General features: G+C 69.0%; 13 protein-coding genes. 10 read left to right on the top strand and 3 right to left on the bottom strand.

Features of this window, described 5'->3' with window-relative positions:
* Positions 1-40: 40 nt before the first annotated feature.
* From sucD to AACG61_RS06200, 8 genes are all read left to right on the top strand, one after another.
* On the top strand, positions 41-925 hold the full coding sequence (gene sucD / locus AACG61_RS06235; protein WP_411839135.1) for a succinate--CoA ligase subunit alpha: 885 nt from the start codon (positions 41-43) through the stop codon (positions 923-925).
* A gap of 163 nt (positions 926-1,088) precedes the next feature.
* The gene (locus AACG61_RS06230) at positions 1,089-1,364 is read left to right on the top strand and encodes a hypothetical protein (protein WP_411839134.1); all 276 of its coding nucleotides are present in this window, start codon (positions 1,089-1,091) and stop codon (positions 1,362-1,364) included.
* 36 nt (positions 1,365-1,400) lie between these two features.
* Positions 1,401-4,367 carry a 2-oxoglutarate dehydrogenase E1 component gene (locus tag AACG61_RS06225; RefSeq protein ID WP_411839133.1) on the top strand — a complete coding sequence of 989 codons (2,967 nt, stop codon included), beginning with the start codon at positions 1,401-1,403 and terminating at the stop codon, positions 4,365-4,367.
* 4 nt (positions 4,368-4,371) lie between these two features.
* On the top strand, positions 4,372-5,889 hold the full coding sequence (odhB, locus tag AACG61_RS06220) for a 2-oxoglutarate dehydrogenase complex dihydrolipoyllysine-residue succinyltransferase (protein WP_411839132.1): 1,518 nt from the start codon (positions 4,372-4,374) through the stop codon (positions 5,887-5,889).
* Positions 5,890-5,987: 98 nt separating this feature from the next.
* A complete protein-coding gene (locus tag AACG61_RS06215; protein ID WP_411839131.1) occupies positions 5,988-6,242 on the top strand; it encodes a hypothetical protein in 255 nt (84 codons plus the stop codon).
* Positions 6,242-6,643, top strand: a complete 402-nt coding sequence (locus tag AACG61_RS06210; protein ID WP_411839130.1) for an MAPEG family protein — start codon at positions 6,242-6,244, stop codon at positions 6,641-6,643. The genes AACG61_RS06215 and AACG61_RS06210 overlap by 1 nt, the downstream gene beginning before the upstream one ends.
* A 66-nt stretch (positions 6,644-6,709) precedes the next feature.
* Entirely contained in the window at positions 6,710-8,098 is a 1,389-nt protein-coding gene (gene lpdA / locus AACG61_RS06205; RefSeq protein ID WP_411839129.1) for a dihydrolipoyl dehydrogenase, read from the top strand.
* Positions 8,091-8,603 carry a transglycosylase SLT domain-containing protein gene (locus tag AACG61_RS06200; protein WP_411839128.1) on the top strand — a complete coding sequence of 171 codons (513 nt, stop codon included), beginning with the start codon at positions 8,091-8,093 and terminating at the stop codon, positions 8,601-8,603. Before lpdA ends, AACG61_RS06200 begins: the two co-directional genes overlap by 8 nt.
* A gap of 28 nt (positions 8,604-8,631) precedes the next feature.
* On the opposite strand, the gene AACG61_RS06195 is transcribed toward AACG61_RS06200, so the two are convergent.
* Positions 8,632-9,258 (bottom strand): lytic transglycosylase domain-containing protein, encoded by a 627-nt coding sequence (locus tag AACG61_RS06195; RefSeq protein ID WP_411839127.1) that lies wholly within the window; start codon positions 9,256-9,258, stop codon positions 8,632-8,634.
* Between the two features lie 171 nt (positions 9,259-9,429).
* Here AACG61_RS06195 and ssb point away from each other — a divergent pair, with 171 nt between their 5' ends.
* Entirely contained in the window at positions 9,430-9,960 is a 531-nt protein-coding gene (ssb, locus tag AACG61_RS06190; RefSeq protein ID WP_411839126.1) for a single-stranded DNA-binding protein, read from the top strand.
* Positions 9,961-10,176: 216 nt separating this feature from the next.
* Positions 10,177-11,223 carry a Leu/Phe/Val dehydrogenase gene (locus AACG61_RS06185; RefSeq protein ID WP_411839125.1) on the top strand — a complete coding sequence of 349 codons (1,047 nt, stop codon included), beginning with the start codon at positions 10,177-10,179 and terminating at the stop codon, positions 11,221-11,223.
* A 75-nt stretch (positions 11,224-11,298) separates the two neighbouring features.
* On the opposite strand, the gene aroB is transcribed toward AACG61_RS06185, so the two are convergent.
* Both aroB and AACG61_RS06175 read right to left on the bottom strand, forming a co-directional pair.
* Positions 11,299-12,408, bottom strand: coding sequence for a 3-dehydroquinate synthase (gene aroB / locus AACG61_RS06180; protein ID WP_411839124.1), 1,110 nt, complete (start codon positions 12,406-12,408; stop codon positions 11,299-11,301).
* Positions 12,405-12,956: a shikimate kinase gene (locus AACG61_RS06175; protein WP_411839123.1), complete on the bottom strand. Its 552-nt coding sequence runs from the start codon at positions 12,954-12,956 to the stop codon at positions 12,405-12,407. The genes aroB and AACG61_RS06175 overlap by 4 nt, the downstream gene beginning before the upstream one ends.
* Between the last annotated feature and the right edge of the window lie 24 nt (positions 12,957-12,980).

The raw sequence follows: 12,980 nt of genomic DNA, 5'->3' as shown, positions 1-12,980 counted from the left end.
ATCGCGGTGCGTCGCGCACCGCCCACGCAAGGAGGCCACGATGGCCGTTCTCGTCGACAAGAATACCAAAGTCATCTGCCAGGGGATCACCGGATCCCAAGGCACCTTCCACACCGAACAGGCGATTGCCTATGGCACGCAGATGGTCGGCGGCGTGACCCCCGGCAAGGGCGGGTCCGAGCATCTGGGCCTGCCGGTCTTCAACTCGGTTCATGAGGCCGTCGCGAAAACCGGCGCCAATGCCAGCGCGATCTATGTGCCGCCCCCCTTCGCGGCGGATTCGATCCTGGAGGCCATCGACGCCCAGGTGCCGCTGATCGTCTGCATCACCGAAGGCATTCCGGTCCTGGACATGATGCGCGTCAAGCGCGCCCTGGCGGGGTCGAACTCACGCCTGATCGGGCCGAACTGCCCGGGCATCATGACGCCTGACGAATGCAAGATCGGCATCATGCCGGGCAGCATCTTCCGTCGCGGCAGCGTGGGCGTCGTGTCGCGCTCGGGCACGCTGACCTATGAGGCGGTCAAGCAGACCTCGGACGTGGGCCTGGGCCAGTCCAGCGCGGTCGGCATCGGCGGCGACCCGATCAAGGGCATGGAGCATATCGACGTGCTGCAGATGTTCCTGGACGATCCGGAGACCGAGTCCATCATCATGATCGGCGAGATCGGCGGATCGGCCGAGGAAGAGGCCGCCGAGTTCCTGGCCGAGCAGAAGCGCAAGGGCAAGTGGAAGCCCACCGCAGGCTTCATCGCGGGCCGCACCGCCCCTCCGGGCCGCCGCATGGGCCATGCCGGCGCGATCGTGTCGGGCGGCAAGGGCGACGCCGAATCCAAGATCGAGGCCATGAAGAAGGCCGGCATCATCGTCGCCGACAGCCCTGCGGGCCTGGGCGAGGCCGTGCTGAAGGCGATCAAGGGTTGATGATTTGACTTGCCGCCCCCCGGCACCCAAGTACCGGAGGGCGGATCGACCAAGGGGATACCGATTGGACCAGCAGCCACAGCCAGGCCGACAGACGGGACCGCGCGCGCGGGGCCTTCTGTCGCTTGTCGCGTTGCTGGGTCTGGCCGCCTGCGGCGACAGGATGACGACCGACATCCTGCCCGGAGGCATCCCCGCCCGCACCAACCTGCATCAGGCCAGCAGCCTGCCGCCGGAATCGGTGCGCACCGTGGCGCGGCGGGATTTCGGATGGCGGGTGATCTATCGCCCGGCCTTCGCCCCCGCCAATGCCGAAAGCCGCGCGGCCGTCGCGCTGTGCGGCCTTGAACGTCGCGCGCCGCTGCGCATCCAGCAGCAGCCGCGGCTTGATTCATTCGCCGATCCCGGCGCCCGCATCTTCGACATCTACTGCGCCTGACCCAACCCTTCCATTTGCCCTGAACGGGGACCAGCCATGACCGACCAGCCAAAGAACACCGATTTCCACGACTCCTCCTTCCTGCAGGGCCATAACGCGGCCTATGTGGAGCAGCTCTATGGCCAGTGGGCCAAGGATGCGGGGGCGGTGGACGAGGCCTGGGGTGCCTTCTTCCGGTCGCTCGGCGACGATCAGGACGTGGCCGTCCGCGAGGCCGAGGGCGCCAGCTGGAAGCGCGCCGACTGGCCGCCGGTCCCCCATGACGACACGACCAGCGCCCTGACCGGCGAATGGCCCTCGGCCTCCAAGGGCGATGCCGATGCCGCGATGAAGAAGATCGCCGCCAAGGCCGAGGAGAAGGGCGTCACGCTGACGACCGACCAGATGCGTCAGGCCGTGCTGGACAGCATCCGGGCGCTGATGCTGATCCGCGCCTTCCGCATCCGCGGCCACCTGCACGCGCAGTTGGACCCCCTGGGCCTGCGCGAGGTGCCCGACCATGGCGAGCTGAACCCGGCCACCTACGGCTTCGGTCCCGGCGACATGGACCGGCCGATCTTCATCGACAACGTGCTGGGCCTGGAGATCGCCTCGATCCGCCAGATCACCGACCTGATGACGCGCACCTATTGCGGCACCTTCGCGCTGCAGTACATGCACATCTCGAACCCCGAGGAGGCCGCCTGGCTGAAGGAGCGGATCGAGGGTTACGGCAAGGAGATCGCCTTCACCCGTGAGGGCCGCCGCGCCATCCTGAACAAGCTGGTCGAGGCCGAGGGCTTCGAGAAGTTCCTGCACGTCAAGTACATGGGCACCAAGCGCTTCGGCCTGGACGGCGGCGAGGCGCTGATCCCCGCGATGGAGCAGATCATCAAGCGCGGCGGCGCGCTTGGCGTGAAGGAGATCGTGTTCGGCATGCCGCACCGCGGCCGCCTGTCGGTCCTGGCCAACGTGCTGTCGAAACCCTACCGCGCGATCTTCCACGAGTTCCAGGGCGGCAGCTTCAAACCCGAGGACGTGGACGGGTCGGGCGACGTGAAATACCACCTGGGCGCCAGCGCCGACCGCGAGTTCGACGGCAACACCGTCCACCTGTCGCTGACCGCCAACCCCAGCCACCTGGAGGCCGTGAACCCGGTCGTGCTGGGCAAGGCCCGCGCCAAGGGCGACCAGCTGGGCGACGTGACCGACCGCAGCTCGGTCCTGCCGATCCTGCTGCATGGCGACGCGGCCTTCGCGGGCCAGGGGGTCGTCGCGGAATGCCTGCAGCTGTCGGGCATCCGCGGTCACCGCACGGGCGGCTGCATCCATATCGTGGTGAACAACCAGATCGGCTTCACCACCGCGCCGGCCTTCAGCCGCACCTCGCCCTATCCGACCGACATCGCGCTGATGGTCGAGGCGCCGATCTTCCACGTGAACGGCGACGATCCGGAGGCGGTCGTGCACGCCGCCCGCGTGGCGACCGAGTTCCGCCAGAAGTTCAAGAAGGACGTCGTCCTGGACATCATCTGCTATCGCCGCTTCGGTCACAACGAAGGCGACGAGCCGATGTTCACGAACCCGGCGATGTACACCAAGATCAAGGCGCAGAAGACCACGCTGCAGCTTTACACCGAGCGTCTGGTCGCCGACGGGCTGATCCCCGAGGGCGAGATCGAGGACATGAAGGCCGCCTTCCAGGCCCATCTGAACGAGGAGTTCGAGATCGGGAAAAGCTACAAGCCGAACAAGGCCGACTGGCTGGACGGCAAGTGGTCGGGTCTGGACCGCGAGGGCGCGGACTACATCGCCGGTGAGACCGGCATCGCCCCCGAGGTGATGACCCAGGTCGGCCGCGCGCTGACCACCGTCCCTGAGGGACTGAGCCTGCACAAGACCGTGGGCCGCCTGATCGAGGCCAAGAAGCAGATGTTCGAGACCGGCGAGGGCTTCGACTGGGCCACCGCCGAGGCGCTGGCCTTCGGATCGCTGGTCACCGAGGGGCACGGCGTGCGCCTGGCGGGCCAGGACAGCACCCGCGGCACCTTCAGCCAGCGTCATTCGGCCTTCATCGACCAGAAGACCGAGGACCGCTATTACCCGCTGAACAACATCACCGAGGGTCAGGCCCGCTACGAGGTCATCGACAGCATGCTGTCGGAATACGCGGTGCTGGGCTTTGAATACGGCTATTCGCTGGCCGAGCCCAACACGCTGACCCTTTGGGAGGCGCAGTTCGGCGACTTCGCCAACGGCGCGCAGATCATGTTCGACCAGTTCATCTCCTCGGGCGAGAAGAAATGGCTGCGCATGTCGGGCCTGGTGATGCTCTTGCCGCACGGCTTCGAGGGTCAGGGCCCCGAGCACAGCTCGGCCCGCCTGGAGCGGTTCCTGCAGCAATGCGCCGAGGACAACTGGATCGTCGCGAACTGCACCACGCCTGCGAACTACTTCCACATCCTGCGCCGCCAGATCCATCGCGGCTTCCGCAAGCCGCTGGTGCTGATGACGCCGAAGTCGCTGCTGCGCCATCCCCTGGCCGTCAGCCGCGCCGCGGAGTTCCAGACCGGTTCGACCTTCCACCGCGTGCTGTGGGACGATGCCGAACGCGGCGGATCGCCGACCACCTTGGTGGCCGACGAGCAGATCAAGCGCGTCGTCATCTGTTCGGGCAAGGTCTATTACGACCTGCTGAAGGCGCGCGACGAGGCCGGGATCACCGACACCTATCTGCTGCGCTTGGAGCAGTTCTATCCCTTCCCGGCACAGTCGATGGTCAAGGAGCTGGGCCGCTTCAAGCAGGCCGAGGTCGTCTGGTGCCAGGAGGAGCCCAAGAACCAGGGCGGCTGGAGCTTCGTCGAGCCCTATCTGGAATGGGTGCTGGAGCGGCTTGGCGCCAAGCACACCCGCGCGCGCTATGCGGGCCGCAACGCCGCGGCCTCGGTCGCCACGGGCCTGGCCTCGCGCCACAAGGCCGAACAGGAGGCGCTGGTCGCCTCTGCCCTGAACCTTGAAGGATGATCCGATGACCACCGAAGTCCGCGTGCCCGCCCTGGGCGAATCCGTCACCGAGGCCACGATCGCCACCTGGTTCAAGAAGCCCGGAGACCGCGTCGAGGTCGACGAGATGCTGTGCGAGCTGGAGACCGACAAGGTCACCGTCGAGGTGCCCAGCCCCGCCGCCGGCACCCTGGCCGAGATCGTTGCAGCCGAAGGCGAGACGGTCGGCCCCGACGCGCTGCTGGCCCAGATCAGCGAGGGTGGCGAAGCCGCCGCCCCCGCCCCCAAACCTGCCAAGGCCGAAGCACCGGCCGACAAGACCGAGGAACAGAAGACAATGAGCGGCAATTCCGTGGACGTGATGGTCCCGTCCCTGGGCGAAAGCGTGACCGAGGCGACCGTCGCCACCTGGTTCAAGAAGCCGGGCGACCGCGTCGAGGCCGACGAGATGCTGTGCGAGCTGGAGACCGACAAGGTCTCGGTCGAGGTCCCGGCCCCCGCCGCGGGCGTCCTGGCCGAGATCCTGGCCGAGGAAGGCGCGACCGTCGACGCCAAGGCGCGTCTGGCGATCATCACCGAGGGTGCCGCCGGCACCGCCGCGCCCAAGGCCTCGGACGCGCAGGAGACCGTCCTGCCGAATGCCGGCCCCGAGGAGACCAAGCCGCGCGACGTCGAGGATGCGCCCTCGGCCAAGAAGGCCATGGCCGAGAAGGGCGTCAGCCGCGACCAGATCCAGGGTTCGGGCCGCGATGGCCGCGTGATGAAGGAGGACGTGGCGAAGGCCAAGGCGGCCCCCGCGCCCGCCGCGAAGGCCCCCGCCGCCCCCCGCACGGCCGAGGATGCCGCGCGCGAGGAGCGGGTCAAGATGACCCGCCTGCGCCAGACCATCGCCCGCCGCCTGAAGGACGCGCAGAATACCGCCGCGATGCTGACGACCTACAACGAGGTCGACATGTCCGCGATCATGGGTCTGCGCAACGAGTACAAGGACGCCTTCGAGAAGAAGCATAAGGTCAAGCTGGGCTTCATGTCCTTCTTCGTGAAGGCCTGCTGCCACGCGCTGAAGGAAGTCCCCGAGGTCAATGCCGAGATCGACGGCACCGACGTGGTCTACAAGAACTACGTCAACATGGGCGTCGCGGTGGGCACGCCTTCGGGTCTGGTCGTGCCGGTCGTCCGCGACGCCGACCAGAAGGGCTTTGCCGCGATCGAGAAGGAGATCGGCGAGCTGGGCCTGAAGGGCCGCGACGGCAAGCTGTCCATGGCCGAGATGCAGGGCGGCACCTTCACCATCTCGAACGGCGGCGTCTACGGCTCGCTGATGTCCTCGCCGATCCTGAACCCCCCGCAGTCGGGCATCCTGGGCATGCACAAGATCCAGGAGCGTCCCGTGGTCGTCGGCGGTCAGATCGTCATCCGCCCGATGATGTATCTGGCGCTGTCCTATGACCACCGGATTGTCGACGGCAAGGGCGCCGTGACCTTCCTGGTCCGCGTCAAGGAAGCGCTGGAGGATCCGCGCCGCCTGCTGATGGATCTCTGATCCCGCCGGGGGCCCTTCGGGGCCCCTCTCGCGCCACGGGCTTGCACTCCCGGCGGCGCAGGACCAAAGCTGGGCCGTCACGAACCGGAGCCTGACCCATGCAACTGATCGTCCGCTACACCCATGCCGACGCCGCCGCCTTCCGCACGGCCTTCGACGCCGATGCCGAGGATCGGGGCCGCAACGGCCTGACCCAGCTGCAGCTGTGGCGCGAGGATGACGGTCATTCCTGGGCGCTGTTCCAGGTCGGCAACCCCAAGGCCGCCCGCGACTATCTGGACGGCGCGGCAGCGGTCTTCGCGGCCCAGGCCGGCGTCACCGCCACCGACGCGCATTTCGTGGACACCGTCTGATGCCCCCCGAGGTCGCAGCCCTGGCCGTCGCCGGCCTGATCCAGACCGCACAGTTCGCGACCTATTCCGTGATGGCGCAGCGCCAGGTCGGCCGCCGCGCCGCCATGAGCCCGCGCGACGGCGGCAAGGTCGAGTTGACCGGGACCGCGGGCCGCCTCCAGCGCGCCTTCAATAACCATTTCGAAGGCCTGATCATGTTCACCCTGGCGGTGGTCGTGGTCACGCTTGGCGACGCATCCGGCACGCTGACCGCGATCTGCGCCTGGACCTATGTGGCCGCCCGCATCCTGTACATCCCCGCCTATGTGCGGGGCTGGGTGCCGGGCCGCTCGATCATCTGGATCATCGGCTTTGCGGCGACCGTTCTGATGATCCTCTCCGCCCTGATCTCTTCTTCATGAAAATATCCCGCGGGGGTGCGGGGGCGCGAAGCCCCCGCCTCTGCGGCCTGATCTAAAGGAACTGCCATGTATGATCTCATCGTGATCGGCGCCGGCCCCGGCGGCTATGTCTGCGCCATCCGCGCCGCCCAGCTGGGCCTCAAGGTGGCCTGCGTCGAGGGCCGCGAGACGCTTGGCGGCACCTGCCTGAACGTGGGCTGCATCCCCTCCAAGGCGCTGCTGCACGGCACCCACATGCTGCACGAGGCGCATGAGAACTTCGAGAAGATGGGCCTGATCGCCCCCGAAGTGACCGTCGATTGGCAGAAGATGCAGGGCTACAAGGCCGAGACGGTCACCGGCAACACCAAGGGCATCGAATTCCTGTTCAAGAAGAACAAGATCGACTGGATCAAGGGCTGGGCCTCCATCCCCGCCGCAGGCCAGGTCAAGGTCGGCGACACGGTCCATGAGACGAAGAACATTGTCATCGCCACCGGCTCCTCCCCCGCCGCGCTGAAGGGCGTGAGCGTCGACAACGACGCGGGCGTCATCGTCGATTCCACCGGCGCGCTGGCCCTGCCCAGGATCCCGAAATCCATGGTCGTGATCGGCGCAGGCGTCATCGGGCTGGAGCTGGGCTCGGTCTATGCCCGCCTCGGCGCCGAGGTGACGGTGGTCGAATACCTCGACGTCATCACCCCCGGCATGGACGGCGAAATCCAGAAGCAGTTCCAGAAGATGCTGGTCAAGCAGGGCCTGTCCTTCGTCATGGGCGCCGCCGTGCAGTCGGCCGAGGCCAAGGACGGCCAGGCCACCGTCACCTATGCGCTGAAGAAGGACGACAGCACCCACAGCCTGACCGCCGACGTGGTCCTGGTCGCGACGGGCCGCCGCCCGCATGTGGAGGGCTTGGGTCTCGACGCGCTTGGCGTGACCATGACCGATCGCGGCTTCGTCAAGATCGACGATCACTGGGCGACCAGCGTCAAGGGCGTCTATGCCATCGGCGACGCGGTGCCCGGCCCGATGCTGGCCCACAAGGCCGAGGACGAGGGCATGGCGGTGGCCGAGGTCATCGCCGGCAGGCATGGTCATGTGAACTATGGCGTCATCCCCGGCGTGATCTACACCACCCCCGAGGTCGCCAATGTCGGCCTGACCGAGGAGCAGGCCAAGGAGGGCGGGCGCAAGGTCAAGATCGGCAAGTTCCCCTTCATGGGCAATGCCCGCGCCAAGGCGCAGTTCCTGGGCGAGGGTTTCGTCAAGCTGATCGCCGATGCCGAGACCGACCGGATCCTGGGCTGCCACATCATCGGCCCGTCGGCGGGCGACCTGATTCACGAGGTCTGCGTGGCGATGGAGTTCGGCGCCTCGGCCGAGGACCTGGCGCTGACCTGCCATGCGCATCCGACCGTGTCGGAAGCCGTGCGCGAGGCGGCGCTGGCCTGCGGCGACGGGGCGATCCATGCGTGACGTCGGGGCGGATGGGGCGGCGCACGCCGCCCTGACCCTGCCGCGGCGCGGGCTGTTGCTCGCGGCTCTCGCCGTCGCGGCCTGCGGCGGCGGGCGCGGATCGTCGGGCGGCAACGGCCGCATCGGCGGCAGCGGCCTCTATCCGAACGAGACGCCCGAGCTGCGCCAGCGCATCAACTACTGGTCGCGCCACTATCAGGTGCCCAACAGCCTTGTCCAGCGGGTGATCCTGCGCGAATCGAGCCACCGCCCGGATGCCCGCAACGGCTCCTATTACGGGCTGATGCAGATCAACCCGACCACCGCCCGGACCATGGGCCATCGCGGCCCGGCCTCCGAGCTTCTGGATGCGGACACCAACCTGCGCTTTGGCGTGAAATACCTGCGCGGCGCCTGGATCGTCGCGGATGGCGACGCCGACGGGGCGATCAGCTGGTATTCGCGGGGCTATTACTACGAGGCGCGGCGGCGCGGCCTGCTGCGCGTGACCGGGCTGCGGGCCTGAGGCCCCGTCCGGTCTGCACGCCGGGGGGTCAGCCCCCGGCGATGATGCGGACATAGTTCCGCGTCTCGCGATAGGGCGGGACGCCGCCATGCTTCTGCACCGCCCCCGGTCCCGCATTGTAGGCCGCCAGCGCCAAGGTCCAGTTGCCGAACTGGTTGTACATCATCCGCAGATAACGCGCCCCGCCGTTCAGGTTCTGGATCGGGTCGTTGGGGTTCACGCCCAGCTTGGCCGCCGTGCCCGGCATCAGCTGCGCCAGACCCATCGCGCCCTTGTGGCTGCGCGCATTGGGGTTCCAGCCCGATTCCTGCTGGACCAGCCTCAGGAACAGGTCCTCGGGGATGCCGTGGCGTTGTGCTGCCTGGCGCGCATGGGGCAGGTATTCGCTGCGCCGCCCGGTATAGCGCGGGATGTTCGGCGCGCTCTCCAGCACGATCTCCTGCCGGCCCGCATTGGGCTGCAGCCGGGCTGAGGACTGATACTGTGTCGACAGCCGCGAATCCATCAGCCGGGTCTGTCGGGCGAACTGTTCGGCCCGCGACTTGGAGGAGCTTCCCGAAAGGCGCAGCCCCTGCGCGCCGACCTCGGTCGGGGCCCCCAGGGCCAGCACGACCGCCGCGCACAGCGAAGCCGCCAGGGAATGGGTGATCCGCATGATGTCCGCCCTCGTTCTTCGTTCGGCGCCGGGCGCCGTCTTTGGCGTGACTATACATCAAAACCGGCCATCGGAAAGCTGCGGGTTGGTGCTGCGCGACTTCCTGCTTGGCTTCCACCGGCGGGCTGGGCTAGACCCGATGGAAATCGACATAACCCAAGGAGCCCGCACATGGCTGGCAGCGTCAACAAGGTCATCCTGGTCGGCAATCTGGGCCGCGACCCGGAAATCCGCAGCTTTCAGAACGGCGGCAAGGTCGCGAACCTGCGCATCGCCACCTCCGAGACCTGGAAGGACCGCACCACCGGAGAGCGCAAGGAGCGCACCGAGTGGCACACCGTGGCCATCTTCAACGAAGGTCTGGTCGGCGTGGTCGAGCGCTATCTGAAGAAGGGCAGCAAGGTCTATGTCGAAGGCGCGCTGGAGACCCGCAAGTGGCAGGACCAGTCCGGCCAGGACCGCTATTCCACCGAAGTGGTCCTGCGCGGCATCGGCGGCACGCTGACCATGCTGGACGGCGCCAGCGGTGGCGGCGGCGGCATGGGTGGCGGCGGCATGGGTGGCGGCGGCATGGGCGGGGGTGGCCGCGACAGCGGCGGCTATGACGAGTACAACCAGGGCGGCGGCTCGTCCTCGCGCGGTGGCGGCGGTGCGCCGCAGGGCGGCGGCCGCGCGGATTACGACGACGAGATCCCGTTCTGATCGCATCGGCGAATCACCTGCGACGGGCGGCCCCTCGGGCCGCCCTTTTTCGTGGTGCGATCTTTCGGCCCGCCCCGTCCGACCTTGCGGCAAGTTGCGCGGCGGAGGGCCCGCGCTTTGCGAATGATCCCGCGCTTGCAAAGCATGCGCGGCGGGTCTTTCTGGGCTGATCCTTGGCGCGGCTGATCCGCGCGGACCAACAGGAAGGCACTCGCCATGACCCTGACACTGACCGATCTGACCCCCCCGCCGGGCTATGAGCGCCTGGTGCTGGCCGAGGCCCCGCAGGCGGGGCTGCGCGCGCTGATCTGCCTGCATTCGACCGTGCTGGGGCCGGCGGCGGGCGGATGCCGGATGTGGGACTATGCCGACGACGCGGCCGCGATCCACGACGTGACGCGCCTGGCCCGCGGCATGACCTACAAGAACGCGATGGCGGGTCTGGGCCTCGGCGGCGGCAAGGCGGTCATCATCGGCGATGCGCGCCGCGACAAGACGCCCGCGATGATGCGCGCCTTCGGCGAGGCGGTGGACGCGCTCGGCGGCACCTACTGGACGGCCGAGGACGTGGGCATCTCGCCCGAGGACATGGCCCATGCGGCGCAGGCGACGCGCTTTGCCGTGGGCCTGTCGGGCGCCTCGGGCGACCCCTCGCCCTGGACCGCCGAAGGCGTGTTCCGCTGCCTGACGGTCGGCGCGCGCCACGCGCTCGGCAGCGACGACCTGACGGGGCGGCGGGTGCTGGTGCAGGGTCTGGGCCATGTCGGCCGCTCGCTGGCCGACAAGCTGGCCGCGGCCGGGGCGCAGCTGATCGTGACCGACATCAACCAGGCCGCGCTGCGCGACGCGCAGGATCAGCTGGGCGCCACGGTCTGTGCGCCCGACGCGGTCTTCGATCAGCAGATCGACATCTTCGCGCCCTGCGCGCTCGGCGGCGTCCTGACCGAGACGACCGCGCAGGCGCTGACCGCGCGGCTGGTCTGCGGGGCGGCGAACAACCAACTGGCCGATGACGGCGTGGCAGGCATCCTGGCCGCGCGCGGCGTGACCTACCTGCCCGACTATGTCGTGAACGCGGGCGGCATCATCAGCGTCGCCAGCGAGATCCACGGCCATCCCGACGCCTGGCGGCTGGAGCGCCTGACCGCCATCGCCGGCCGCGTGGACGAGATGCTGACCCGCGCCACCGCAAGCGGCGACCTGCCCGCGCGGGTGGCCGACCGCATGGTCGAGGCGATGCTCTCACCCCGCCGCGCCGCCTGAGGCCGCTCCGGCGACAGCCAGCCGCGGCGTCCCCCTCGATGGGGGGCGGCGCGGCTTTCCGGGCCGGGACGGCGCTCAGTGCCGCGCGTCGGCCAGCACCCGGGTCAGGGTCGCGTCCTCCACCGCGTCGCTGACGAAGGCCGCGCCGATCCCGCGCGCCAGGACGAAGCGCAGCCGCCCGTCCACGACCTTCTTGTCCTGCCCCATCAGCGCGATCAGCGCCGCATCGTCCGGCAACACGCCCGGAATGTCCGACAGCCGCGCGGGCATGCCCATCGCGCGCAGATGCGCCAGGACCCGGCTCGGCTCCTCCTGCGGGCACAGCCCCATGCGCGCCGACAGATCGAAGGCCAGCGCACAGCCGATCGCCACCCCCTCGCCATGCAGCAGCCGGTCGGAATAGCCCGTGGCCGATTCCAGCGCATGGCCGAAGGTGTGGCCCAGGTTCAGCAGCGCGCGCTCGCCCTGCTCGGTCTCGTCGCGGGTGACGATGCCGGCCTTCATGGCCACCGAATGCGCGACCGCCCGCTGGCGCAGGCCCGCGTCGCGGGCGAGGTCCGGCCCGTGCGCCTCCAGCCAGCCGAAGAAATCCGCATCCCCCAACAGCCCGTATTTCACCACCTCGCCATAGCCCGACAGGAAGTCGCGCGGGCTCAGCGTGTCCAGCACGTCGATATCGGCCAGGACCAGCGACGGCTGGTGGAACGCCCCGATCAGGTTCTTGCCATGGGGGCTGTTGATGCCGGTCTTGCCGCCCACGCTGCTGTCGACCTGCGCCAGAAGCGTGGTGGGCAGCTGCACGAAGCGCACGCCGCGCCGCAGGATCGCCACGGCAAAGCCCACCAGGTCGCCGATCACGCCGCCCCCCAGGGCCAGCACGACGTCACGCCGCTCCACCTGCCGCTCCAGCAGCCATTCGACGCAGCGGGTCAGCTGCGGCCAGCTCTTGGTGCCCTCGCCCGCGGGCAGGACCAGCGCCTCGCAGGCGATCCCCTCCGCGCGCAGCGCCGCCTCAAGCGCGGGCAGGTGCAGGCGCGCGACGACCTCGTCGGTGACGATCGCCACGCGCGGCCGCGCCAGCAGGGGCGCGACATGCCGGCCCGCATCGGCCAGCAGCCCCTGCCCGATGCGCACCTCATAGGCCCGGTCGCCCAGGGGCACGGTCACGGTCACCGGATCGGTCATGGTCTCTCCTGCATCAGCGTGGGATGGGCGGCGCCCAGCTCGTCCAGCAACCGCAGGGCGGTCGCCTCGATGCTGTCGCCCGCGCGGGACACGAACTCCATGTCGGCCAGCGCATAGACGGGGCTGCGCTCGGCCAGAAGCCGCAGCAGCGTGCCCTTTGGGTCGGCGGTCTGCAGCAGCGGCCGCGTCGGACGCTGCCGCACCCGCGCCCAGAGCGTCTCGGGCGCACAGTTCAGCCAGACGGACAGGCCCCGCGCGGCGATGGCCGCGCGGTTCTCGGGGCGCATCCAGGCGCCGCCCCCGGTGGAGATCACGCAGGGCGGCCCCGCCAATAGCCGCGCCAGCACCTGCGCCTCGCGCGCGCGAAAGAACGCCTCGCCGTCGCGGGCGAAAATCTCGCTGATCGTCATGGCGGCGGCCGCCTCGATCTCGGCATCGGAATCGGTGAAGGGCACGCGCAGGCGGCGCGCCAGCTCCGACCCGATGGCGGTCTTGCCCGCCCCCATCATTCCGATCAGCACGATATGGCGCGTCAGCACCTGTGTCATCCGGCCCCCCGTCAATCGGCTGAC

The sequence above is a fragment of the Paracoccus sp. ME4 genome (genome assembly GCF_046736325.1).
In the GTDB taxonomy this organism is placed as follows: Bacteria; Pseudomonadota; Alphaproteobacteria; order Rhodobacterales; family Rhodobacteraceae; genus Paracoccus.
This window is presented reverse-complemented; position numbering and strand designations above follow the sequence as displayed.